We start from the raw sequence: 21,612 nt of genomic DNA, 5'->3' as shown, positions 1-21,612 counted from the left end.
TCAGTAAATTATAGCGAGTGTTCTGTCATCGTGATTCCCTTTGCTCCAAAAGTCCATCCAATGAAGGAGTTGGGCTTCGATATCAGAATCTTCTTCAAAGTCAACTTTCACCAGCTCTTCATTCTCCCCATCAAGATCTCTTAGAAATTTTTTCCAGTTGTCAATGTTCTCCAATTTGCTTTCTACCAGGAATTTAGGGTCATATATTCCATCTGTCATCAGGAATAATTTTGAGAAATCTTCAAAACAGTTGATGCCAAAACGTGCTCCCATATCCGGGCTTGAAAATATTTCTCCCATGGTAATAAAACGGGTGGCGCCTCCTACATCACCTACATCAAGAAAATTTAAAAGATGTACTTTTTCATGTTGATCAGTCATGATATTGATAGGACAGTCACCCACTCCAAAACTAAGTATCACATAGCCGAAATCAAATTTTTTTATTAGGGCAAAGATGATTGTAGTATTGAGGTCTTTGATATGTATAGATTCCTGGCCAGCAAAATTTTTAAGCTCATGATGAAGATTTCTTATATTTTTGTAAAGAATATTGATAATGGCTGATTTTTTTTGCAGTCTGCAGTCCTCCTCCGGATTTTCATTTTTATCTTTATTCTCTTGCGGAATATCATCAATTGTATTTTGGGGTTCTGTTTTTTCTGGATCGTTTACTGAGTGTTCACTGAAAAAATCAATGATGTGTTCAGAAAGCTGCTGCAGCAGTTCAGTATCATCAAAGCTTTTTGTGATATATTCGGTTGCTATTTTTGAACCCATTCGTGAATATTGGGCAGATCCCGCTCCATCAGCTACGGCAATGACCGCCCAGTTGTCAGGCAATTCAAGCAGATGAAAATCATCATCTCTGAATGCTCCTGAATGGGCATGTGAACGGCCTCTTTTTGAAGCAATCACAATTTTTTTATCCAGAAATTTTGCAGACAGGGTTGCGGTATCTGATTTGGCGAATCTACTGCCTTTATCACTGGGTTTATCTATCCAAAGATCTTTTGGATCTGCATTGACTACAAATGGAATGATTTTAATGTCATCTGTTTCATTTTTATCATTTATGTTATAAAATACAATTTGGATATCAATAGTATTAGCCATTATGGGAGTTCCTGTAATACAAGATTTTTCATGATCAAACTGCAGTCCTACAATATCCAGATTTTTAATTTCACGGATAACTATATTCGGAAATTCACCTGTATTGAATGAATATTGATATTCTTTTTTTGCATTGGCATTGGGAATAGCAATATATTTTTCTTTAAACTCCTCTTTATCTCTGTACATATTGAAGATTTCTAAAACCTGTTTTTTTATTGAATGCATCGACTTTTCAAGGTCGCTTACTTTTGCATTTTGTCTGAGTTTGGAGATCGTGGTTTCTACAATCTTATTTTCTTCAATCTCAAAATCTTTTAGAATGCCTTTTAAAAATGTTTCCATATTATTCTCATGTTCTGTTATCATCAAATTCATCTTTTGAAACTCAATTCCGGATTTTTTCTGTTTTTCAATGATGCTGAAATCAGTCAGACAATCGTTATATTTTATACAATAATATTGAGCTCTGCTGGTGGAGGAGGCAATACCATTGTTTCGTCGGTTCCCTGAGATTTCCCACCCATTTCAATGGAAGTGCTTACCCACTTAAAGAAAGTAGCCAGTGTACTGGAATCCGTAGATTCAAGTTTAACAACATTACTGGTAAGTTCCTGCAAAAAACTTATTTCTGCTTCAGGACCGGCAGCACAACCTACAATAACTCCGAAATCAAGCTTTTTAACATCGGGGAGTATTTCTCTGTACTTTTGAATATCAGATGGTTTCCCATCCGTAAAAACAAAGAGTAAAGGCTTCCAGTCCCCTTTATGGATCAGGGAGCCTTTTACTATTTCTTTACTGACAAGATCACACATTATAGCAAGAGCTTCCCCTGTATGCGTGGGGCCGCTGTCCGGACATGTTATTTCTACAGGCTGATAACTTGCAAGATCAATAAGAGGCACAATATTGTTCACTTCACGATTATAAGTGATAACACTTATGTAAAGAGATTCCATTGCTTGCGGATCTGAACGAAGCATACTGATAAGCCCGTTGAAGCCATTATTAAGTGCCTGTATCGGTTCTCCTCTCATTGAGCCGGAAGTATCCAGCAGAAAATAAGCCAATAATCTTCTGTTCATATCTAAGCCACAATTATCAGTTCAGATGGTGGTGGAGGCAGCTGATCTATTCCTGCCAGTTCTACTCCTGTTGTTTCCACTTTGGTTGAAGTGGTTGAAATAGATGCTGTTACCCACTGAAAGAATTTTGAAATACTTTCAGAATCTGCATTATCTAATCTTACTGTAGCTTCGGTAATCTGTTTTAACACAGCATCCTCTGCTCCCTGTCCGGCAGCACATCCTACAATCAGCCCTTTATTGACGGATTTCAGTTTCTGATATCCGGTTTGCCAGTTATCAGTAGGTACACCATCGGTCATGATAAAAGTTAAAGGTTTCCAGTCTCCTTTTTGTTCCGTTGTCGTCTTGATGATTTCTGACTGCATTTTATCTGCTAACAGACTTAGGGCAGCTCCTAATGAAGTTGTACCAGAAGCTTTTAGGTCAAGCATTTGAAAAGAGGCTAGATCGGTTAAAGGAATAATTTGATTGGCCTGGCTGTCAAAAGTAATGATACTTACATAAGCTGTTTCTATTGCCTGAGGATTCTGACGGAGCGAATGAAGCATCATTTGAACTCCATTTTTAACGGCTTCAATGGGCTCACCAGTCATCGAGCCCGAGGTATCCAGAAGTAAGTATACAGGAAGTCTTCTCATAGTTTTTATTGTTTTTTGATTATTATTTAGATCCCGGAGCCCATTTCATTCCCCAACGGTACGTTTTATCACAGTCTGCGTGAGAATTATGAAAGGTTACCAGTTTTTTTACTTGCATAGAATGAGGGGAAAAAAGGATTTCAGCAATAGCACAAAATTTTCTTGAGTCATTTTGTTTACCCATTTCAACCTCTATATCAGGATTTCCTGAAACTTTTATATTGATGATCCCATTCGTTTCATTCCATCTGGCAGCACCATCATAAATAAAACAGTAGATCACAATTCTTTTAAGACTGTTGATGCCAACGGGGTTTACAAGTATGTTTTCACCTGATCCGGCATGAGCGCCACGGTCATCTCCGGTATGCCAGACAAAAGGTGCATCGCTGTACCTTCCTTGCCTGGTAAGTTTATCTCTTGAACCTCCTTTGCCATTGGCAAACTGTAATCCATCGATACAATCTTTCTGTCCATTGTTCAGTTCATAAAAACATCCTAGATCCAGATCAATGCTGCTGTTTCCTCCTAATAGACTTGAGAAAAATCCTTTTTTTTGTTGAGGTTGGGACCAGTTGAGATTAATGATAATTTCCTTTTTAGAAATTTCAGGTTTGGTAAGGTCAATAGAATGGATATCTCCCTTTTTTTCAATGGTGATTTTTTGTAGATTAATAGACATGGTTTTTATTTTATAATGTTTCCTTTATAGTACTTTGATAGAAAAAAGGCAAGGTCCTCTCTGTATCCGATGCCGGAAGCTTCAAATTTCCACTGCTCATTCTTTTTGTAAAGGCGTCCGAATTCGATAGCAGTCTCAATAGAAAAGTCTTCACCCAGCTCGTATTTGGCTATTTCCTGTCCGGTAGAATTGTCAACAATTCTGATGTATGAGTTGCGTACCTGTCCGTAGTTCTGTTTTCTTATATCAGCTTCATGAATCGTTACAACAAATAATATCTCAGTGATCCGAGGATCAATTTTTGAAAGATTAACTATGATGGACTCATCATCATCCCCATCACTCGATTTTCCATCAGGGTCATCACCTGTATGTACCAATGCTCCGTCCGGGGATTCTGTATTTCCATAAAAAATAAAAAAAGGGTCTGAAGGGATAAGCCTCTCTTCGTTGATCATAAAAGCGGATGCATCCAAATCAAAGTCATAACCGGTTCCTTCATTAGGATCCCAGCCCAGGCCAATGGTCATATTATTTAATCCGATATTAATTTTCTGACCTTTTTGTAAATTAATTGCCATATAATCTGTTTAAGTTTTATAATTCAAAGTTTGTCTTTATTGAAAAGTTTTTAACTTTCTGATGTGGTAAAAGTAAATACATCATATTAACAATCATTACGGAAAACCGTAACGATATCATAGGCAGGTAAATTTAGAGTGTATGCAGATTATTCATTTTTCATGATAAGATATATAAGAAAAGCACAATAGGGTATACTATCGTGCTTTTCTTAGGTCAGAATATTAATCTGCAAGGGAGGCTTTACATTACAGATATAGAGTTTATAAAAATAGGTGTAAATGATTTTACAACCCTTTTTTCCCCTCAATCCAATACGCCTGCGATTTTATGCATTTCGGGGATACCCCTCTGGCTTTAAGGAATTTCCTGATCAATGACATTCGTCCTCCGTTTCCGGTAAGGTAAAAAATAACTTCATCATCGCTAACAGCTTCTTTTTCTTCTGTCAGAAAATCATTCAGTGCCTCGATCATTCTCATGGTATTGTTTTTAGGACTGTGATAGCCGTACAAATTCAGTTTTTCAAGAGCAGAACCTTCCTCCAGCTCATGAAGGCAGATAAAGACTGAACCACATTCCTCAGTAGCTTCTTTGATGGAGATTGAGCTTCCCAATGATGTTTCATCACCTACAGAAAAATGAATTCTTGCATGAGGGATGTAAAACTGTTTTCCTCTTGGCATCAGCACTTTTATAGAATCTCCTTCACTGAGCCGGGTTACAAAACTGCTTCCCACAGCACCGGCATCATGCAAATGAAACAACACATCGAAAGTTCCGGCCTCCCTGTTGAAGTTGAATGGTGAATAATTCCGGAAATCCCTGTCATTGATCCTTATCCCTATTGCATAACCAGGTTCATAAGGGACATCCTGTAAATCTGTCTCAAAACGTACACGGCGTATATCTTTCGTGATTTTTTCTATACGGTTAACGGTACAGTCTTTAAATTTTGAGGACCAGACACTTTCTACGGTGTCGTTGATCCATTTAGGTAAGCTTGGCATAAGTGATTTTTATTGCAAAGGACGTTGCAAAATCAGAAAATACCGATAGCGGTTTCGGGGAATTAATTGGACTATTCGTGGTTGGGGTTAATGGTTTTGATTCCGGAATTCTGAAGGTGACTGGCTTTCCAGTTTTGAAAATAAACGGCTGAAGTAGGTATGGTCACTATACCCAAGCTCATAAGCCACCTCTTTTACGCTCAGATTGGTAAAAACCAGTAATCTTTTGGCTTCAATTAAAATCTCCTGATGAATCCAGTGCTGGGCAGGCTTTCCAGTTACCTCGCGGACTGTTTCTGTTAAATACCCCCTCGTAATATTCAGGAGTTCTGCGTACTCGGATGGACTTTTCAGGGTTTTGAACTTCTTTCTGACCAGAATCCTGAATGCTCTTGATAGTTGTAAAGCACGGCTTTCGTTAGAAACAGGAAAATTATTTTTCTGGGAATACATCATCGTAAACATTCCCAGGAAGGCATTGAGGAAAGACTGAACAATCAGAAAGCCTTCTTTGGCAGACAGCATTTCATGAGTATACGAACCATGAAGCATCCCTGCTGTTGTGCTGATTTTTTCGATAAGTTTCTTATCAACAGACAGAGGTTGTATTTCAACCAGAGATTCATCAAAAAAAGACCGTACGGCATCGGGAACAAGTTCTGCTTTAACAGCGACAAACCATCCGGTTACATCATTCATTAAAAGCCCCTGATGCACCTGCCCGGGCAATACACAGAAAATAGTGGAATCTTTTGCTTCTATGGTTCTGAAATCCACCATCATTCTTACGTGGCCGCTTTCCATACAGGTGAAAATATAATGGCTGTCCCGGTGTATTCCTTTGTCCATGAGAGCTTCTTCAGGCTTCTCATTCCATTTATCCATTCTTTTGATATGGAATCTGTGGTCGGAAATACCACTCAGATCATAAGTGGGAATTGTCTGTTTCATTGCTGAGCCTGTTGTAATGAGGATAATGCGCAACCACAAAATTACGTATTTTCACTGTTTTATGTTCCGGATATTAATCTCAAATTCGCGGTAAATAATGATCATGTTTTCTTTAGATCAGATTTTATATGAATATACACCGGAATCCGGGACAGAAAGAAACCTGTTCCGGATTTTATTTTGCTTTTGAAAAAGCCATTTTTATAGCCAGATAAGTCAATACACTGGCCATAAACCATTTCTGAACCTTTATCCAGACCGGATTACTGGAAAAGAACAGGGCAACTCTTGCAGCAGTTAATACAATGATAAAGTTAATGCTGAAGCTGATCAGAACCTGAATAACTCCAAGCTCAAGACTCTGCGTGAATACGGAACCATACGCAGGTTTGATGAACTGAGGAAAGAAAGACAAGTAAAAGACGGCTACTTTAGGATTTAATACATTCGTTAAAAAACCTATGGTAAAAAGCTTTTTTGGGCTGTCATGGGCAGTATTTTTATCAACATCAAAAATATTCCTGCTCTTTGGTTTTATAGCCTGACAGGCCAGATATAAAAGGTAAACAGTTCCCACAGCTTTAAGAACGGTGTAAGCCAGCGGAACGGCCAGCAAAACCGCAGTAAGACCAAAAGATACCATGATAATGTGGAATAAAAATCCACACACTACTCCGGCCAGGGAAGTAAACCCGGACTTTTTCCCTTGTGTTATAGACTTTGAAATCAGGTAAATCATATTAGGACCGGGACTGATCACTAAGATCAGTGCAGCCAGGATGAAAAATATAAGTTCGTGAATTGGAATCATAGGTAGTAGTTAAACGGAAGTATCCCCGGCACAAAGATACAGACTGTCTGTGAACCTATATTATAAAAAAGAAATATTAATTTTCACCCAATCAATTTTATTTCCCCGGGATCTTAGATTAATAGGGTTAAGCAGAAAGAAGAGTATCTTCAGTATCCCTTTCAGGCAATTCCTTCCTCTTTCTCCAAAAGAAATAAGCAACAACAGCAGTCGCAATGGGAAGAGCAATGCCAAATTCATCAATATAATAATTGGTATTTCCGGTATCTGCAGTAAGTGGTGTAAAAATAGACTGTATAAACAGGTTATGGCTGGCATGTAAAATAGCTCCGGTCCATAAACTTCCGGATTTTAACCGCAGCCACGTGAAAATAAAGCAAGATGCGAATATCATCACTGTAAAACATAAAAGAGCCAGCCATTTGGGACCGCCCGTGTTATAATTGGAAAACAGGAGAAGAGGATAATGATAGAGAGACCATATAAGTCCCATCCATAAGGAGGTAACGGTATAAGAATTAATCTTGGCCAGCTGCGGAGTGAGAAGGCCCCGCCAGCCTATTTCCTCACCCAATGCCGAGCCTACGGAACGCACCATCCCAAAGCTGCTCATCAGAATAATGTACAGGATCAAAGTCTGGCCATCAGAAAGACTCCAGCCCATACCTTTACCCGCTTCTGCTACAAACTGATGATTATAAAACCCGCCCGCTCCACTGATCCAGATGATGAGGTAAGGAACCAGGCTGTAAAGAACAGGAATGCAGTAAGCCATGATCTGGTATTTCGTAAGACCCCATTTCCAGCCCAGGGAAGAAACAGGTATTTTCCGGATACGGCAGGTAAGAAGTGCCGCAATGGCAGGACACCACATTACAATAGTAGCGTAAGATATAATTCCGCCACCGAGTTTCCCGGTACGGATACACATATAATAGACCGGAAGACAGAAAAGCAGGGTAAGACACAGGTAAGTGGCAATATTCTTCCTGATTTCGGATTTAGATATTGTATTTTCCATAAACTGATCTGGTGTTGAAGTTTATAAATAGTTGAAAAATAGCAGGTTATTTTTTTAATAAAAGTACACTTATTTCTTATATGAATAATAATTTTAGCACTGTTCAGTTTATAAAAAAGATCTTCTGTTTTTTAATAATGGAAAACTGTAAATTAGCCAAAACAATTTTTTCCGAATTACCTTAGAACATGTCCAGACTAAAAGCCATAAGAGAACAAAAAAATCTGACCCAGGAGGAGCTGTCAGAAAAATCAAAGATTTCTGTAAGGACCATTCAGCGTATAGAATCCGGAACAGAGCCCAAAGGACATACTCTGAGAGCGCTGGCGCAGGTTTTGGAAATAGAAGAATCTGAATTACTGCATACCCGGGCACAATCTATCAATGAAAATACTGAGCTTGAAAAAACAGATGAAGAAAACAAGGATCCCCGGATCAATTATTCTTATATCAAAATCATCAACCTTTCATCACTCATCTTCACACTTTTGCCTCCACTGAATATTTTTGTTCCGCTGATCCTGATGTTTACCCTGAAGCAGAACAACAGTCTGGCAAGACAGATCATTTCGGTGCAGATGATCTGGACGGTAATAGCGCCCATTACCTTCATGCTCGGAATCTTTCTAAAGTTCGGAAAACAGTTTACCCTTGTCCTTATGATCCTGATTGTTCTTTCCAATGTATTTATTATCCTTCGTAATGCTGCCGAAATAGACAGGAATAAAAAACTCTTTTTCAGATTGAAATTCAGTATGATATAATCCCTGTCAGGACTTTGTCGGGTTTTTGTCGGGTTAGTTTTTAATGAAAAATCTGTTAAAAATCTAACCTTTGTCAAAAAAATAATAATGACAAAGTCTTCACAATTGATCCTTCCTTTTTTTATTCTGTTGATGAATGTATTGCATGCACAGGTAGAAAAAACAGATCCTCTTTATAAAACTATTATGTCGAAAGACAGCTTGCTTTTTTCAGCAGGTTATAATAAATGTAATATCGGGCAGATGGAAAGTCTGCTAAACGACAGGTTTGAATTTTACCATGATAAAGGCGGTTCTGCCGACAAAAATAAATTTATCAACGATTTTAAAACCGGATTGTGCAAATCTCCGGAGACCTACCAGCTGAAAAGAGTCCTGGTTGATAAAACCACAGAAATCTATCCCATGTATAAAGACGGAAAGATCTATGCTGCTATTCAGAACGGAGATCACCTGTTTTATGAAAAAGCAGGGAATCAGGCTGAAAAATTAGTGGGAGAAGCAAAATTTACCCATTTGTGGATATTGGAAAATGCTGAGTGGAAGCTTAAGAATTCATTGAGCTTTAACCACCATCCAAAGCAAACCACTGATAATGAGGCGATGTTTGATAACGATCAGTCGATGCAGAGCTGGCTGAAAGAAAATAATATTCCTGCTCTGGGATTAGGAATTATAGAAGCAGGAAAGTTGCGGGAGGTAAAAGTTTTTGGTGAAGTTAAAAAAGGTGTTTCAGCGCCTCAAGATGCCTTATTTAATGTGGCATCGCTCACCAAACCTGTAACAGCAATGGTAGCCTTACGCCTTGTAAGTCTTGGCAAATGGAAATTGGATGAACCTCTTGATGTCTATTGGACAGATCCGGATATTGCCAATGATGCGAGACATAAAAAACTGACAACCAGAATTGTTCTCACCCATCAGACAGGATTTCCGAACTGGAGATGGATGAGTGCAGATAAAAAGCTGAACTTCCAGTTTGACCCCGGAACAAAATACCAATACTCAGGAGAAGGTTTCGAATACCTGAGAAAAGCACTGGAAAAGAAATCTGGAAGATCACTGGATCAGCTTGCTACAGAACTCATCTTTCAGCCTCTCAGAATGAATGATACCAACTATATCTGGGATCGGAACACTGATGCATCAAGATTTGTAACAGGATATAATGAAAAAGGAGAGGCTTATCCAATAGAAAAAATTACAAAGGCTAATGCTGCCGATGACCTGCATACCACCATCCGGGATTATGGAAATTTTATGGTAAGCGTCATGAAAGGAAAAAATCTGAAGCCGGAAATATTCCGGGAAATGATAAAAAAACAGGTAAAGGTTAAAGAAAATAAATATTTCGGGTTAGGCTTTGAGATTTATGATCTGGGAAATAATCATTACGCATTATCGCATAGCGGAGCAGACCAGGGAACCCGCTGCATTGCTATCATATTGCCCGATTCAGGAAAGGGAATCGTTATTTTCACCAATGTTGATGACGGGTATAAGGTCTATGAAAAGCTGGTTCTTCATTACCTGGGAGAAGATGGGAAAAAGATTGTAGACATAGAAACCAGATAACTGCCTATACTATAGAAATCTTTGTATATTTAGAGTATTGATCTGAAAATAAGCATGATATCATTAATGTTTTCAGAAAGCAACAGGTATGGGCAGTAATAAAAAGAAAACTATGTGGCAATATTATATCATTCCCGGTGCAGGAATAGCGCTGTTTATTTTTGCATTCTTAAGTTTAAGAAATACGCTTAGGTTCTTAAAAAAAGCAGAAAAGGCAACGGCAACCGTTACCTCACTGCGGATAGATGATTCGGACGGAGAGGTGTATATACCGCTCTTTACTTTCCGTACCCGTAATAATGTTGAATATACTTCCGGAAGGCACTAATCCTTCAGCCTGGTCAGTAGGTGAGACGGAGACTGTTATTTATGATCCGGATGATCCTTCTTCTGTAAGTTTATACACCTATTTCAGAATTTTTGCATGGCCTTTAATACTGATCTCAATAGCACTGCCATTACTGGTGATTGGTAGCGGATATTTTATTGCAGAAAAGTTTTTACAGTAATCAGAATTTTTATTTTACCTTTTCAAGAAGATATAATTTAGCACCGGAAAATCCTAATTTGGGCATCAGGTTGCCTTCCAGAACCATTGTTTTACTGTTGACATCAATAACGGAAATATAGTTGTTGGAATTATACTCTATATAGTTTTCTTTTTCCTTCGTTGAAGGATTCTTTCCGAATTCCATAGAATATTTTACCCAATCTTCATCCTGGGTGCTGCAGTGTACCGGCTTGAATTTGGATTTTTTGGCCTTGAAAACAATCTGGTCAAAACCTTCTGTACATTCTGAGGTAAATGATCCGTCAGGATTCTGATCCTTAGAAAAATCCTCAAAAGAACCACGGTAAACACCCACTACTTTCCAGGTGCCGTCCAAACGGTCTTCATCTATTTTTCCTTTGGCCTTACTTACCGCCCAGCTGATTCCGTTAACCGTTCCCTTTACAGCTTTATATCCCAGATTTACAGCTCCGGATACTACTTTTGTTGCCGTTCTTACCACACATGAATTGAGAACCAGTACAGCCGAAGCCAGAAATAGCATTTTTTTCATTTTGTCAAATTTTATCCTGCGAAGATAGTATTTTAAAAAAGACGTTTGTAATTTTTATCAGGAAGAACCAGGAGAATTTGTTTTATTGAATTGGCCTCCTTTATTTCCCGTCAAAATACTTCTTAAGGTCAGAAATATTTCTGATATGGAGCTCTTCAGCCTGTTTTCTGCGCATCATCAGTGCATAAGCATTATTGAATCCCAAAGGCTGCAGCCATTGAATTCCATATTGTTTTTCAAACGCTGCATTCACATAATGGTATGTTTTATCGGGACTTTGGGAAACCGCTCTGATCATCTCTGCTGAAGGTTTTAAAAGAACCAGAAGGCCGGTTCCTGTATATTCAGGGTAAAAATCAATCGCGTCATTCATTAAGGCATCAAAACAGATTTTCGTTCCCCCTAAACCGGTTTTTGTTTCTACTTTATAGCCGGTATATCCTTCAATAAGCATGGTATACATTTCCGCAAGGATATATTGCTCACCAAAGATTTTTGAGCCAATCCGGATGGTTCCCGAATTTCCTTTCCGGGGACTTTTATACAGGTTATTGCTGATGAGGAAATCCTTTGCGATCCTTTCCGGAGTATGGTTGAGGTGATCAGCTCTGTAATTCAGGTCCGTCATGATGGAATCATTGAATTTTCCGGCCAGCAGATTTAAAGTTTTCTCCAGATCCGGAAATTTTTTCAGTGTTTTTGTTTTGATAATAGGAGCCGCATAATACGGAGGGAATATTTTTTTATCATCATCCAGTACATACAGATCATAAGCTTTGATTCTCCCATCTGTAGAATATCCGCTGATCAGGTCCAGCTCCTTCTCATAAGCTGCTTTATACATAATCGCATCACTGACTACGAGAGGATTAACATTGAGTCCATATACAGAACGAAGTCCGATATCACCATCCTGCCTTCCCATAAATTCCGGGGTAAAACCGGCTTTAATGGTCCGGTGTGACACAGAAGTCAGAAGATAGCCTGTTCCCAGAACAATAAGGCTCACAGGAAGAATATATTTCAGCTTCTGAAAAAATCTGTAGCCTGATTTCTGGATCATCGCAATGATCTGATCCAGTACAACGGCCAGTAATGCTGCCGGAATGGCTCCGGCAAGAATCATATTCGTATTGTTGAGCGAAATCCCTCCGAAGATAAATTCTCCCAGACCACCTGCTGCCACAAAAGAAGCCAGGGTAGCTACCCCCACATTAATAACCGCTGCAGTCCTGATACCTGCAATAATCACCGGCATTGCCAGTGGGAGTTTCACCTTAAAAAGAAGCTGTCTTCTGTTCATTCCCATGGCTTTTGCCGACTCAATCACTGCAGGATCCACTCCCGTAATTCCTGTATAGGTATTCCGGATAATCGGAAGAAGCGCATAGATCAGTAAAGCCGCAATGGCCGGTTTCGGACCAATGCCGAAAACAGGAATCATAAATCCCAGCAGGGCAATACTTGGAATGGTCTGTAAAATACCGGCAGCGCCCAATACCGTGCTGGAAAGTTTCTTTTTCCTGGATATCAGTATGCCTAAAGGGACTCCGATCATAATGGCCAGAAGCAGTGACAAAAAGGCAAGCCCAAGATGCTGAATGATCTGGGCGGTCAGTTTTTCATGCTGGTCAGCAATAAATTGCCAGAGACTCTGCTGCTGTGTCATACCATCTGTGATTTTTTATAATGATTAAACGCTTTCACCACTTCTTCATAAACTTCAGTGTTTTGATGATCAGAACTCAGCTGCTGTAAAACATCCCAGACACTTGTATTGTCTGTACTGTCCGGTCTGTAGTATGAATTTTCAGGAGTAAGAAACGGACTGATATGATGCAGAGCCGCAACTTTATATTCTAACAGAAGCCGGTTTTCAGCAAAAAAATCACGGACAAAATGCGTGGCGGGCTGGTAAAGCATTTCCCTGGGAGTGCCGGTCTGTATGATTTTCCCGTGATCCATCAGACATATCCTGTGCCCCAGTTCAAAAGCTTCCTGCACATCATGGGTAACCAGGATAATGGTTTTACTTTTAAGTTCTTCCAGCGATTTGAATTCGGAATGAATATCAGCTTTGGTAATATTATCAAGTGCTCCGAAAGGTTCATCCATCAGCAAAACAGGGCTGTCTGCAATCAGTGCCCTTGCAATGCCCACCCGTTGTTGCTGCCCGCCGCTTAGCTCATAAGGAAAGCGGGACAGAACCTCTTCAGAAAGATGAAGTTTTGCCAGAAGCTCATGCGTTCTTCTTTCCGTTTTCTTTTTGTCCCATTTCAGAAGTTCAGGAACTACGGCAATATTCTGCTGAATCGTATAATGGGGAAATAACCCGGAATGCTGCATCACAAAGCCTATTCCCATCCTCAAATCCTCGGGTTTCTGATCCCTGATGTTTTTACCGTCAATGAAAATGTTCCCTGAATCTGCTTCTATGAGACGGTTAATCATCTTAAGTGTTGTGGTTTTCCCGCACCCGCTCGTGCCCAAAAGGACAAGGATTTCCTGATCAGATGCCTGAAAAGAAATATGATCTACTGCTTTTTTTCCGTTAAAACTCTTTGAGACTGATTCTACTGTGATCATGAATAAAAAATTACCGGGCAAGCCTGATTCCTGTGAACTGCCATTTTAAATTCGGCTGAAAAAAATTACGGTAGGTCTTTCTGCTGTGTCCCGGAGGCGTCGCTTCTGATGCTCCCCTTAAAACCATCTGATTCACCATGAATTTTCCATTGTATTCACCTACAGCTCCTGCTTCTTTCTTAAAATGTGGATAAGGCAGATAAGCAGAATTCGTCCATTCCCAGCGTGTTCCCCAGTCAAAATAATCTGAAGCAACTTCCCATTCTGCTTCAGTAGGAAGACGCATTCCTTTCCAGGAGGCAAAAGCAGAGGCTTCGTAGAAATTGATATGGCACAGCGGGGCATCGGGATCTGTTTCCTGTAGTCCGTTGAGCGTATAATACATCCACTTGCCTTCAATATAATGCCAGTATAGCGGGGATTTTGCAGAATTCTGTTTCACCCAGTCCCACCCTTCAGCATGCCAGTGCCTGAAATCTTCATACCCGCCGGCCTCCATGAATTCTAAATATTCCCTGTTGGTCACCAGCTGACTGGCAATTTCAAAGTCTGTCAGATATACTTTATGCCTTCCCAGCTCATTATCAAAACAGAACCTCTCTCCTTTAAAACCGATTTCATACACTCCTTCAGAAAAGCTGAGCATTCCGGTAGTTTTTGAATTGTTTTGTACGGATTTTTCTTCTGTATAAGCCGGGAAAAGCGGGTTATGCCCTAAAATATATTTAATATCAGTGATTAATAATTCCTGATGCTGCTGTTCATGGTTAAGTCCCAGGTCCAGAAGGGGTTCAACAGCTTCTGTCAGGAATGAACTTTCAAGAAAAGCCTTCATATGTTCATCTACGTACTTTCTGTATTGGTATACATCTGAAACAGAAGGACGGCTGAGGTTTCCGCGGTCCGTCCGGATTACCCTTGCCCCAATAGTCTCGTAATAGCTGTTAAAAACAAAATTATACTGAGGGTCAAACACTTTGTAATCAGGAAAATGAGGGATAAGGATAAAGGTCTCGAAAAACCAGGTAGTATGACCAAGATGCCACTTCGGCGGGCTTACATCAACAATAGGCTGTACTACATAATCTTCAATTTCCAGTGGGGCACAGATTTCTTCAGAACGTGTGCGGACATCCATATACTTTTTCGTAATATCTTTTGTGGTGGTCTCTGGTGTCATGTCTTTTAGTTTTAATGATTGGTTTTAAATGAAAGAAGCATGATTTATTTTCACTTTGCAGATGCTGTGCAGTCTTTTTTATTGTACCTGCCAGATCACATCCACAAACCATTTTTTAGAATCTCTGATCTCTCCGGTTATGGAAAATCCCGATTTTTCCCCCAGCTCCCTGATCTTTTCAGGAGAAAATTTCTGTGAAATTTCCATATCGATAAGCTCATTTTCTTCAAATGAAATCCTCGTATTACCAATCGTTACCTGCTGGCTGATAAGGCTTACCAGAAAACTTCTGCAGGCTCCCGAGACGGGGTCATAAGTCTGGTAATGCTGAAATTGTTTCAGATCAAAATTACCGCCAAGTTCATTGTTGATACGGCTCAGGAGATTAAGATTAAAGGCTGCGGTAATCCCTTCCTCATCATTATAGGCATTCAGAATAATATGCGGATTTTTCTTCAGGTCAAATCCTGCCAGTACACGGTCTTTGGAAGAAAGACTTTTGTTCAGGTGCACGCAGAAATCTTCAGCTTCTTCCAGGGTCATATTCCCGATATTGCTTCCGAGGAATAAAACCACTTTTCTCCGGGTGGACAATGCAGCTGCTTTTTGGAGCATTCCAAAATAATCACCTTCCAGACAGGTAATTTTCATGTCAGGTAAACGGTTGCTCAGTTTTTCATGAAGTATGGAAAGAATATTTCCTGAGATATCAATCGGCATATAGGTGAAATCAACCCCTTTACTGATCAGCCGCTCAAGCAGATAGGCTGATTTCATCGCGTCTCCCGCTCCTAATTCAATCAGGTCAAAAGATTCGTTTCCGGGAATAAGGAGCTCAATAAGCTCATCTGTTTTATTTTGGAAAATATCCAGTTCGCAACGGGTCAGATAATAAGCAGGCATAGCCATGATTTTCTGAAAAAGATGATCACCGGTTTTATCGTAAAAATATTTTGAAGATAATTTTTTAGGAGTACTCTGCAGTCCGCTCAAAACATCTGAACGAAATATATCTGCAGCATTTTTTTCAGTCTCAGCGTGTGAATCTAACTGTACATTCATAAATCTTATTTTGTGTGGTTTTGTAGATCACTGCAATTATCCTGCCTTTTACAGCATGAAAATTCTTTGCCTTTATCTAATTAAATATAAACAATTTTACTTTTAATAGCATGATTTTCATGATGTTTTTATCAGATGTGGTATTTTTAGCTCGTTATTCAATCAAATAAGCCCGAGTTTGGACATAAGTCAAACAGATTTACAAAGGCCTGTTATTCCTATCATTATCATTGATTCCGTGCAGGATTTCACCACCTTCCAGAGACATTTCAATAGCCTGGTTACTATACATGACCATTTGTTTTTCATAGTCTGCAACAGCTTCCGGAATACTGTTTTTACCTGTCAAATAACTGGTCAGAAGGGAAGCATCTGTAAAGGCTGTATTGGCTCCGACTCCTCCTGCGGGGCTCATCGTATGAACGGCGTCCCCCAGTGCGGTAATATTTCCGGATTTCCACGGTTCCTTTGGTAAAGAAGACCGGATAGGAGTTACGGATAAAGAAGACCTGTCTGCATGCTGAAATAATGCTTTAAGCTGGGGATGCCACTGATGGGTCACTTTATGAACAGCATTTAAAATCTCTTCTGCGGAATGGCTGTAGAAATCGGATTTTACCATTCCAAAAGCCTGAGGGTTGCCTATGAATGCCCAATAAAAATAATCGGAGAACGGGCTGAGAAGATCCCAGGCTGGTTCTTTCCCGGAAAAATCAAAAGACATAAAATCTGTAATTAAAGAAAACCGGTCACCGATAATCACTGAAGTACCTTCCTGTAATTCCTCGGCAATAGCATGCCGGGCTTCTTCAGAATAAAAAGTTCTCCCATAGATGGTAATATTCCCGGTATTGATTTTTCTGTCTCTGCAATACTCCTTTCCGATTCCGGAGTGGACTCCGTCAGCAGCTACTACCAAATCTGCAGTGTAGGTGGAGCCGTCTGAAAATGTAAGTTCCACTTCACTGCTTTCTGTTTCCTGCCAGTCTGTGAGTTCTTTTCCAAAACAGATATTGTCCTGTATGCCCTGAAGCAGAATTTCACGCAATGTCAGGCGGTTGGGTTTCAGGTCAGGCATTTCTTTCACTCCGTCACTCCAGGATTTTACAAGGGGGTTTTGAGATCTTTCAAGAGTTGTTGTTAAAACCTTCATTCCGCTGTAGCTTGCTGCACAGGTAGCCAGAAACAGCCTGTACAAATTTCCGGGAAGGCATTCCTCTAAGGCTTTTCTGCCGGGCTCATTCACCCTGATTCTGTATCCTTGTGAACGGGCGTTTATTGCAGCATCTTTTTCAAATACGGTGCATGGGATTCCATTCTTTTTTAATCCCTGAGCAAGGCACAGACCTCCCAGTCCGGCTCCTATAACAGCAATACGTTTGCTTTTTAATTGTTGTACCATCATAATTGTTGGTCAATCTTTTTATTGTTTCTGATGATTGACGGGACAAAATTAAAGTGTGGAGACAGGACATACGAGAGCTATTTAATGGTGATGATGGGACAAATCATGGTTTTCGGCTCTGAACTGTAAAGCGGTCATTCCTGTTCTTTTTTTAAAGAACCGTGAAAAATAAACAGGATCATCATAGCCCAGCTCAAAGGCAATCTGCTTTACATCCATATGGGTGTAAAACAGCAGACGGCGGGCTTCCCACAGAATTTTCTGATGTATCCAGAAGCTGGCAGGATATCCGGTAACATCTTTTACGGCTTCATTCAGATAGAGTGGAGTAATATTCAGGAAATCTGCATACTGCTTTACCTGTTTGACAGTTTTGAAGTGATCTGTGATCAGCTTTTTAAACTGCCTTGTAATCGAATACCTTTGGCCCCGGTGCTGAAAATTTTCGGTTTCTGTTCCTGAAATTCTTGAAATAATGATTCCAGCCGCAGATTCAGCCAAAGGCCTTGTGATGGAAGGAATATACAGCGCCGGATCCTTTTCTGCTTTTTCAAACAGGGGAGGCAGGTCAAAAATAATGTCATTTTCCGTAACGGCCGAAGACTGGCGGAGCCATTGGCAGAGGTCCAGGATTTCACGGTAAGATTCAGGAATAAGTTCAGCTTCTATGAATAAAAACCATCCCTCATTGTCTTTCTGGTGAATGTACTGATGAATTTGCCCCGGACCGGCAAAACATAAGGAAGGACCTTTTAAATCTATCCTGTTAAAATCTATTTCCATCACAAAGTTTCCTTTCTGCTGAAGAATAAACATATAATGATCATCCCTGTGAATTTCAGCCTGTTTCTCATGAAAGATTGATAAAGGCATCACCCGGACAGCTGAATCTTCCAGTTGATTGTGATGGGAAGGAATTACTTTTTTCATATGACTTACGAAGATACGTGATAAATGATAAATGATAAATGATGGTTGATGGTTGATGGTTGGTGATTGATGCTTGATGCTTGATGCTTGATGCTTGATGCTTGATGCTTGATGCTTGATGCTTGATGCTTGATGCTTGATGTGTAGCCAGATATCTTATGTATGCTGCTGTCTGTTTTAACGTCCGAAAATCAGGATTCACCGCTTAATATGACCTGTTCAAAGTTTTTATACTTCGTTCCGGGGCTGCTTTATTATAATTTTACTCTCATAAAACATCAAAATTATGAATACTACATTGAACTTCAGTAAAAAAATAAGATCCGCTTTATCCCTGATCATTTTGATAGGGACAGGATTATGGACACTGAAAGCACAGGCTCCTTCCACTGGTGAAAATGATCAGGAAAGTGCAGCGGTCAGATCAGCTTTTCAGAATACAAAGAAAGTCAGGGCCGGGCTGCTGGATGTTGGATATGCAGAAGCAGGACCCGCAAACGGAAAACCTGTTATCCTTCTTCACGGATGGCCATATGACATCCATAGCTTTGAACAGTCTTCTGCCATACTTGCTGAAAAAGGGTACCGTGTTCTGGTACCTTATTTAAGAGGGTACGGGACAACAACCTTTGTTTCACCCGATACAAAACGCAACGGCCAGCAGAGTGCTGTGGCATTGGATATCATTGCTTTTATGGATGCGCTGAAAATTGACAAGGCCATTATCGGCGGTTTCGACTGGGGTGCCAGAACTGCAGATATTATGGCGGCATTGTGGCCTGAGCGCTGTTCCGGACTGGTGGCAGTAAGCGGATATCTGATAGGAAGTCCAAAGGCAAACGAAAAGCCTCTGCCTCCAAATGCTGAGCTTTTATGGTGGTATCAGTATTATTTTTCAACTGAAAGAGGGTATAAAGGGTATAAAGCCAATACCGCGGCTTTCAATAAGCTGATATGGAAAACAGCTTCACCCAAATGGACTTTTGACGACCAGACCTACGAGCGTTCTGCAGCAGCATTTGATAATCCTGACCATGTTGATATCGTGATCCACAATTACCGCTGGCGCCTGGGATTGGCGAAAGGGGAGAAGCAATACGATGCGCTTGAAGCCAGACTGGCAAAGTCTCCATCTATCACAGTCCCCACAGTTACCCTGGAAGGTGATGCCAACGGTGCTGCGTTTCCTGCTCCGGAAAGTTATGCTTCAAAATATACAGGTAAATATGCACACCATACGTTAACAGGAGGAATTGGGCATAATTTACCGCAGGAAGCTCCAAAAGCATTTGCAGATGCGATCATAGAAGTAGATGCTATGTCACAAGCCAGATAAAACCTGACGGATTTAGAAAAACCACTGCTCAATGCAGTGGTTTCTATTTTATTTATCTTATCAAAAATGTTATCCCTGAAAATCCTTTTCAGTCTTCAGCTTATTAACCAGAGGATTAGCATACATGGCCAGGAAATATTCCCTGGAAACAGGATCCGACGGATCAATACGCATTTCAAGCCTGCGGACAAATAATTGTTTTTCCTGTTCCGTATATTCGGAAGCGTAGGTATTGGTATTGTGAAGGAGGTCGTAAGCGATGTATTTGGTAGGCCAAAGCTTATAATGACTGATAATGGAGCGGTCAATCACCTGGGCAATTGCCTGTAGCTGCTTATTTTTATTGTCAATAGTAGCAGCAATTTCATCCAGTTCCGTATCAAGTACATCACCGGCATGAAGGTGAATACGTTTCTTCTGTCCCAGAATTCCGCTCAGGATATTGGTAAAATCTTCATTTTTCCCCTTGATGTATTCCTCATCCCTGTGCTGGGCCAGCAGCTGGGGCATCTTTAAAGAATCTGTAGGATCATATTCATAGGAGATAGAGACCGGAACAATCTTTAAGGTTTTAAAATAATCCGTCAAAGACTGGTCACCGGCTGCCATAGCCAGCATTTTCAAAACCCCCTGCTGGGTAGAATCGTTACCGTCTTTGGTACGGCCTTCACGCTGGGCAATCCATACGGAACGGTTTTCATTATACAGCTGTTCCCTGATATATTCGGACATCGTCTGTGAACTGGTGAGCTGCTCACGAAGAGGAAGGCCTCTTTGCACCAGGAAGTTCCGGTTCAGCTTAGCGAGTACGTTTAAAAACTTCTTGCGCACTAGATTATCTCCGATCGCCGAAGCGGTCATAATATAACCACCCTCCAGCAAGACCAGATTAAGCAGTGAAGTATCCAGAACAATATCCCTGTGGTTCGAGACGAAAAGGTAAGGGGTGTTTTTATCCAGCTTATCAAAGCCCGAAGTCGTTAAGCCGTCGGAGCTCTTCGCAAGGATCTGCCGAACGGCAAACGCCACAAACTGATGCTGGAAATCGCTGATAGAATGAACATTTTTGAACTGCTCCAGCCAAACCTGCTCATCTGTATCAGGAAAAGTAAAATTCATCAGTGCTTTCATCATGGGATCACGGGCTATGCTCTGTAATCTCTCATTCACTTCCTGATCATAGAAATACCGGATTTCATCAAACTTAGACATGCGGTTGGGTAAAAATTAAACTTTTTGCAAAAGAACGAAAATTTATCCGGGGATTGGGTATAATGGGTGTTAAAGTATTATGAGGGGCGTAGGAGTTGGGTGAAATAAACGTATTTATAACAAAGCGATCTATGTGCGCGTTCACTTTATAAAAGAAACTATGCCTGGAGCAAATAAGAAACTACGCACGCACAAATACACACTCACCTTGTCATTCCGCAGGAATCTAAACTGTTATTTTATCATTATTTATTATCAGAAAGTTTCTGTGTCTGGATTCCTGCGGAATGACAAACGTTGTGGATAGGCTAGGCGAGCAGTTTGTATTATGTCTGGAGCAAATAAGAAACTACGCACGCACAAATACACACTCACCTTGTCATTCCGTAGGAATCTAAACTGTCATTATCACCACGCATTAAGAAAAACTTTCTGTGTCCGGATTCCTGCGGAATGACAAACGTTGTGGGTATGCTTGGCGAACAGTTTGTATTATGCCTGAATCAGATAAGAAACTATGCACGCACAAATACACACTCACCTTATCATTCCGTAGGAATCTAAACTCTTATTTTATCATTATTTATTATCAGAAA

General features: G+C 40.3%; 22 protein-coding genes. 5 read left to right on the top strand and 17 right to left on the bottom strand.

Annotated features, from left to right (window positions below; all coding sequences use genetic code 11):
- The 9 genes from ACR1PO_RS04180 to ACR1PO_RS04140 all read right to left on the bottom strand — a co-directional run bounded on the left by ACR1PO_RS04180 (position 1) and on the right by ACR1PO_RS04140 (position 7,902).
- Positions 1-1,485 carry a protein phosphatase 2C domain-containing protein gene (locus tag ACR1PO_RS04180; protein ID WP_433985947.1) on the bottom strand — a complete coding sequence of 495 codons (1,485 nt, stop codon included), beginning with the start codon at positions 1,483-1,485 and terminating at the stop codon, positions 1-3.
- Between the two features lie 80 nt (positions 1,486-1,565).
- A complete protein-coding gene (locus ACR1PO_RS04175) occupies positions 1,566-2,204 on the bottom strand; it encodes a vWA domain-containing protein (protein ID WP_332387864.1) in 639 nt (212 codons plus the stop codon).
- 2 nt (positions 2,205-2,206) lie between these two features.
- Positions 2,207-2,845: a vWA domain-containing protein gene (locus ACR1PO_RS04170; protein WP_332387863.1), complete on the bottom strand. Its 639-nt coding sequence runs from the start codon at positions 2,843-2,845 to the stop codon at positions 2,207-2,209.
- A gap of 22 nt (positions 2,846-2,867) precedes the next feature.
- Positions 2,868-3,527 carry a hypothetical protein gene (locus ACR1PO_RS04165; RefSeq protein ID WP_433985946.1) on the bottom strand — a complete coding sequence of 220 codons (660 nt, stop codon included), beginning with the start codon at positions 3,525-3,527 and terminating at the stop codon, positions 2,868-2,870.
- 5 nt (positions 3,528-3,532) lie between these two features.
- Positions 3,533-4,108, bottom strand: coding sequence for a TerD family protein (locus tag ACR1PO_RS04160; protein WP_332387860.1), 576 nt, complete (start codon positions 4,106-4,108; stop codon positions 3,533-3,535).
- A gap of 288 nt (positions 4,109-4,396) precedes the next feature.
- Positions 4,397-5,119, bottom strand: coding sequence for a siderophore-interacting protein (locus ACR1PO_RS04155; protein ID WP_433985945.1), 723 nt, complete (start codon positions 5,117-5,119; stop codon positions 4,397-4,399).
- 87 nt (positions 5,120-5,206) lie between these two features.
- Positions 5,207-6,070: a helix-turn-helix domain-containing protein gene (locus ACR1PO_RS04150; protein WP_332387858.1), complete on the bottom strand. Its 864-nt coding sequence runs from the start codon at positions 6,068-6,070 to the stop codon at positions 5,207-5,209.
- A 175-nt stretch (positions 6,071-6,245) separates the two neighbouring features.
- Positions 6,246-6,881: a LysE family translocator gene (locus ACR1PO_RS04145; protein ID WP_433985944.1), complete on the bottom strand. Its 636-nt coding sequence runs from the start codon at positions 6,879-6,881 to the stop codon at positions 6,246-6,248.
- A gap of 127 nt (positions 6,882-7,008) precedes the next feature.
- Positions 7,009-7,902, bottom strand: a complete 894-nt coding sequence (locus ACR1PO_RS04140; protein WP_433985943.1) for a CPBP family intramembrane glutamic endopeptidase — start codon at positions 7,900-7,902, stop codon at positions 7,009-7,011.
- A gap of 188 nt (positions 7,903-8,090) precedes the next feature.
- On the opposite strand from ACR1PO_RS04140, the gene ACR1PO_RS04135 reads away from it, so the two are divergent.
- The 4 genes from ACR1PO_RS04135 to ACR1PO_RS04120 all read left to right on the top strand — a co-directional run bounded on the left by ACR1PO_RS04135 (position 8,091) and on the right by ACR1PO_RS04120 (position 10,750).
- On the top strand, positions 8,091-8,666 hold the full coding sequence (locus tag ACR1PO_RS04135; RefSeq protein ID WP_433985942.1) for a helix-turn-helix domain-containing protein: 576 nt from the start codon (positions 8,091-8,093) through the stop codon (positions 8,664-8,666).
- Between the two features lie 87 nt (positions 8,667-8,753).
- Positions 8,754-10,241, top strand: coding sequence for a serine hydrolase domain-containing protein (locus tag ACR1PO_RS04130; protein ID WP_332387854.1), 1,488 nt, complete (start codon positions 8,754-8,756; stop codon positions 10,239-10,241).
- A gap of 88 nt (positions 10,242-10,329) precedes the next feature.
- Positions 10,330-10,569 carry a hypothetical protein gene (locus ACR1PO_RS04125; RefSeq protein WP_433985941.1) on the top strand — a complete coding sequence of 80 codons (240 nt, stop codon included), beginning with the start codon at positions 10,330-10,332 and terminating at the stop codon, positions 10,567-10,569.
- The gene (locus ACR1PO_RS04120; protein ID WP_433985940.1) at positions 10,541-10,750 is read left to right on the top strand and encodes a DUF3592 domain-containing protein; all 210 of its coding nucleotides are present in this window, start codon (positions 10,541-10,543) and stop codon (positions 10,748-10,750) included. Before ACR1PO_RS04125 ends, ACR1PO_RS04120 begins: the two co-directional genes overlap by 29 nt.
- 9 nt (positions 10,751-10,759) lie before the next feature.
- Here ACR1PO_RS04120 and ACR1PO_RS04115 read toward each other — a convergent pair whose 3' ends face one another.
- The 7 genes from ACR1PO_RS04115 to ACR1PO_RS04085 form a co-directional block, all read right to left on the bottom strand.
- On the bottom strand, positions 10,760-11,305 hold the full coding sequence (locus tag ACR1PO_RS04115; protein ID WP_131435131.1) for a hypothetical protein: 546 nt from the start codon (positions 11,303-11,305) through the stop codon (positions 10,760-10,762).
- 100 nt (positions 11,306-11,405) lie between these two features.
- Positions 11,406-12,974 carry an ABC transporter permease/substrate-binding protein gene (locus ACR1PO_RS04110; protein WP_433985939.1) on the bottom strand — a complete coding sequence of 523 codons (1,569 nt, stop codon included), beginning with the start codon at positions 12,972-12,974 and terminating at the stop codon, positions 11,406-11,408.
- Positions 12,971-13,891 carry an ABC transporter ATP-binding protein gene (locus ACR1PO_RS04105; protein WP_332387848.1) on the bottom strand — a complete coding sequence of 307 codons (921 nt, stop codon included), beginning with the start codon at positions 13,889-13,891 and terminating at the stop codon, positions 12,971-12,973. The genes ACR1PO_RS04110 and ACR1PO_RS04105 overlap by 4 nt, the downstream gene beginning before the upstream one ends.
- A 10-nt stretch (positions 13,892-13,901) precedes the next feature.
- Positions 13,902-15,071 carry an ergothioneine biosynthesis protein EgtB gene (gene egtB / locus ACR1PO_RS04100; RefSeq protein ID WP_433985938.1) on the bottom strand — a complete coding sequence of 390 codons (1,170 nt, stop codon included), beginning with the start codon at positions 15,069-15,071 and terminating at the stop codon, positions 13,902-13,904.
- Positions 15,072-15,149: 78 nt separating this feature from the next.
- A complete protein-coding gene (locus ACR1PO_RS04095) occupies positions 15,150-16,133 on the bottom strand; it encodes an L-histidine N(alpha)-methyltransferase (RefSeq protein ID WP_332387846.1) in 984 nt (327 codons plus the stop codon).
- Positions 16,134-16,332: 199 nt separating this feature from the next.
- Entirely contained in the window at positions 16,333-17,538 is a 1,206-nt protein-coding gene (locus ACR1PO_RS04090) for an FAD-dependent oxidoreductase (protein ID WP_433985937.1), read from the bottom strand.
- A gap of 81 nt (positions 17,539-17,619) precedes the next feature.
- On the bottom strand, positions 17,620-18,468 hold the full coding sequence (locus ACR1PO_RS04085; protein WP_433985936.1) for a helix-turn-helix domain-containing protein: 849 nt from the start codon (positions 18,466-18,468) through the stop codon (positions 17,620-17,622).
- Between the two features lie 286 nt (positions 18,469-18,754).
- On the opposite strand from ACR1PO_RS04085, the gene ACR1PO_RS04080 reads away from it, so the two are divergent.
- Positions 18,755-19,804 (top strand): alpha/beta fold hydrolase, encoded by a 1,050-nt coding sequence (locus tag ACR1PO_RS04080; RefSeq protein ID WP_433985935.1) that lies wholly within the window; start codon positions 18,755-18,757, stop codon positions 19,802-19,804.
- A 69-nt stretch (positions 19,805-19,873) separates the two neighbouring features.
- Here ACR1PO_RS04080 and ACR1PO_RS04075 read toward each other — a convergent pair whose 3' ends face one another.
- Positions 19,874-21,016 (bottom strand): 1-acyl-sn-glycerol-3-phosphate acyltransferase, encoded by a 1,143-nt coding sequence (locus ACR1PO_RS04075; protein ID WP_433985934.1) that lies wholly within the window; start codon positions 21,014-21,016, stop codon positions 19,874-19,876.
- Positions 21,017-21,612 lie beyond the last annotated feature (596 nt).

This window comes from Chryseobacterium amylolyticum, from assembly GCF_051011775.1.
In the GTDB taxonomy this organism is placed as follows: domain Bacteria; phylum Bacteroidota; class Bacteroidia; order Flavobacteriales; family Weeksellaceae; genus Chryseobacterium.
This window is presented reverse-complemented; position numbering and strand designations above follow the sequence as displayed.

What these genes read in the sequence shown, in the direction of transcription:
- ACR1PO_RS04180 (WP_433985947.1), bottom strand. Translation starts at nt 1,485, where the DNA reads ATGATAACAGAACATGAGAATAATATGGAAACATTTTTAAAAGGCATT.
- ACR1PO_RS04175 (WP_332387864.1), bottom strand. Translation starts at nt 2,204, where the DNA reads ATGAACAGAAGATTATTGGCTTATTTTCTGCTGGATACTTCCGGCTCA.
- ACR1PO_RS04170 (WP_332387863.1), bottom strand. Translation starts at nt 2,845, where the DNA reads ATGAGAAGACTTCCTGTATACTTACTTCTGGATACCTCGGGCTCGATG.
- ACR1PO_RS04165 (WP_433985946.1), bottom strand. Translation starts at nt 3,527, where the DNA reads ATGTCTATTAATCTACAAAAAATCACCATTGAAAAAAAGGGAGATATC.
- ACR1PO_RS04160 (WP_332387860.1), bottom strand. Translation starts at nt 4,108, where the DNA reads ATGGCAATTAATTTACAAAAAGGTCAGAAAATTAATATCGGATTAAAT.
- ACR1PO_RS04155 (WP_433985945.1), bottom strand. Translation starts at nt 5,119, where the DNA reads ATGCCAAGCTTACCTAAATGGATCAACGACACCGTAGAAAGTGTCTGG.
- ACR1PO_RS04150 (WP_332387858.1), bottom strand. Translation starts at nt 6,070, where the DNA reads ATGAAACAGACAATTCCCACTTATGATCTGAGTGGTATTTCCGACCAC.
- ACR1PO_RS04145 (WP_433985944.1), bottom strand. Translation starts at nt 6,881, where the DNA reads ATGATTCCAATTCACGAACTTATATTTTTCATCCTGGCTGCACTGATC.
- ACR1PO_RS04140 (WP_433985943.1), bottom strand. Translation starts at nt 7,902, where the DNA reads ATGGAAAATACAATATCTAAATCCGAAATCAGGAAGAATATTGCCACT.
- ACR1PO_RS04135 (WP_433985942.1), top strand. Translation starts at nt 8,091, where the DNA reads ATGTCCAGACTAAAAGCCATAAGAGAACAAAAAAATCTGACCCAGGAG.
- ACR1PO_RS04130 (WP_332387854.1), top strand. Translation starts at nt 8,754, where the DNA reads ATGACAAAGTCTTCACAATTGATCCTTCCTTTTTTTATTCTGTTGATG.
- ACR1PO_RS04125 (WP_433985941.1), top strand. Translation starts at nt 10,330, where the DNA reads ATGGGCAGTAATAAAAAGAAAACTATGTGGCAATATTATATCATTCCC.
- ACR1PO_RS04120 (WP_433985940.1), top strand. Translation starts at nt 10,541, where the DNA reads ATGTTGAATATACTTCCGGAAGGCACTAATCCTTCAGCCTGGTCAGTA.
- ACR1PO_RS04115 (WP_131435131.1), bottom strand. Translation starts at nt 11,305, where the DNA reads ATGAAAAAAATGCTATTTCTGGCTTCGGCTGTACTGGTTCTCAATTCA.
- ACR1PO_RS04110 (WP_433985939.1), bottom strand. Translation starts at nt 12,974, where the DNA reads ATGACACAGCAGCAGAGTCTCTGGCAATTTATTGCTGACCAGCATGAA.
- ACR1PO_RS04105 (WP_332387848.1), bottom strand. Translation starts at nt 13,891, where the DNA reads ATGATCACAGTAGAATCAGTCTCAAAGAGTTTTAACGGAAAAAAAGCA.
- egtB (WP_433985938.1), bottom strand. Translation starts at nt 15,071, where the DNA reads ATGACACCAGAGACCACCACAAAAGATATTACGAAAAAGTATATGGAT.
- ACR1PO_RS04095 (WP_332387846.1), bottom strand. Translation starts at nt 16,133, where the DNA reads ATGAATGTACAGTTAGATTCACACGCTGAGACTGAAAAAAATGCTGCA.
- ACR1PO_RS04090 (WP_433985937.1), bottom strand. Translation starts at nt 17,538, where the DNA reads ATGATGGTACAACAATTAAAAAGCAAACGTATTGCTGTTATAGGAGCC.
- ACR1PO_RS04085 (WP_433985936.1), bottom strand. Translation starts at nt 18,468, where the DNA reads ATGAAAAAAGTAATTCCTTCCCATCACAATCAACTGGAAGATTCAGCT.
- ACR1PO_RS04080 (WP_433985935.1), top strand. Translation starts at nt 18,755, where the DNA reads ATGAATACTACATTGAACTTCAGTAAAAAAATAAGATCCGCTTTATCC.
- ACR1PO_RS04075 (WP_433985934.1), bottom strand. Translation starts at nt 21,016, where the DNA reads ATGTCTAAGTTTGATGAAATCCGGTATTTCTATGATCAGGAAGTGAAT.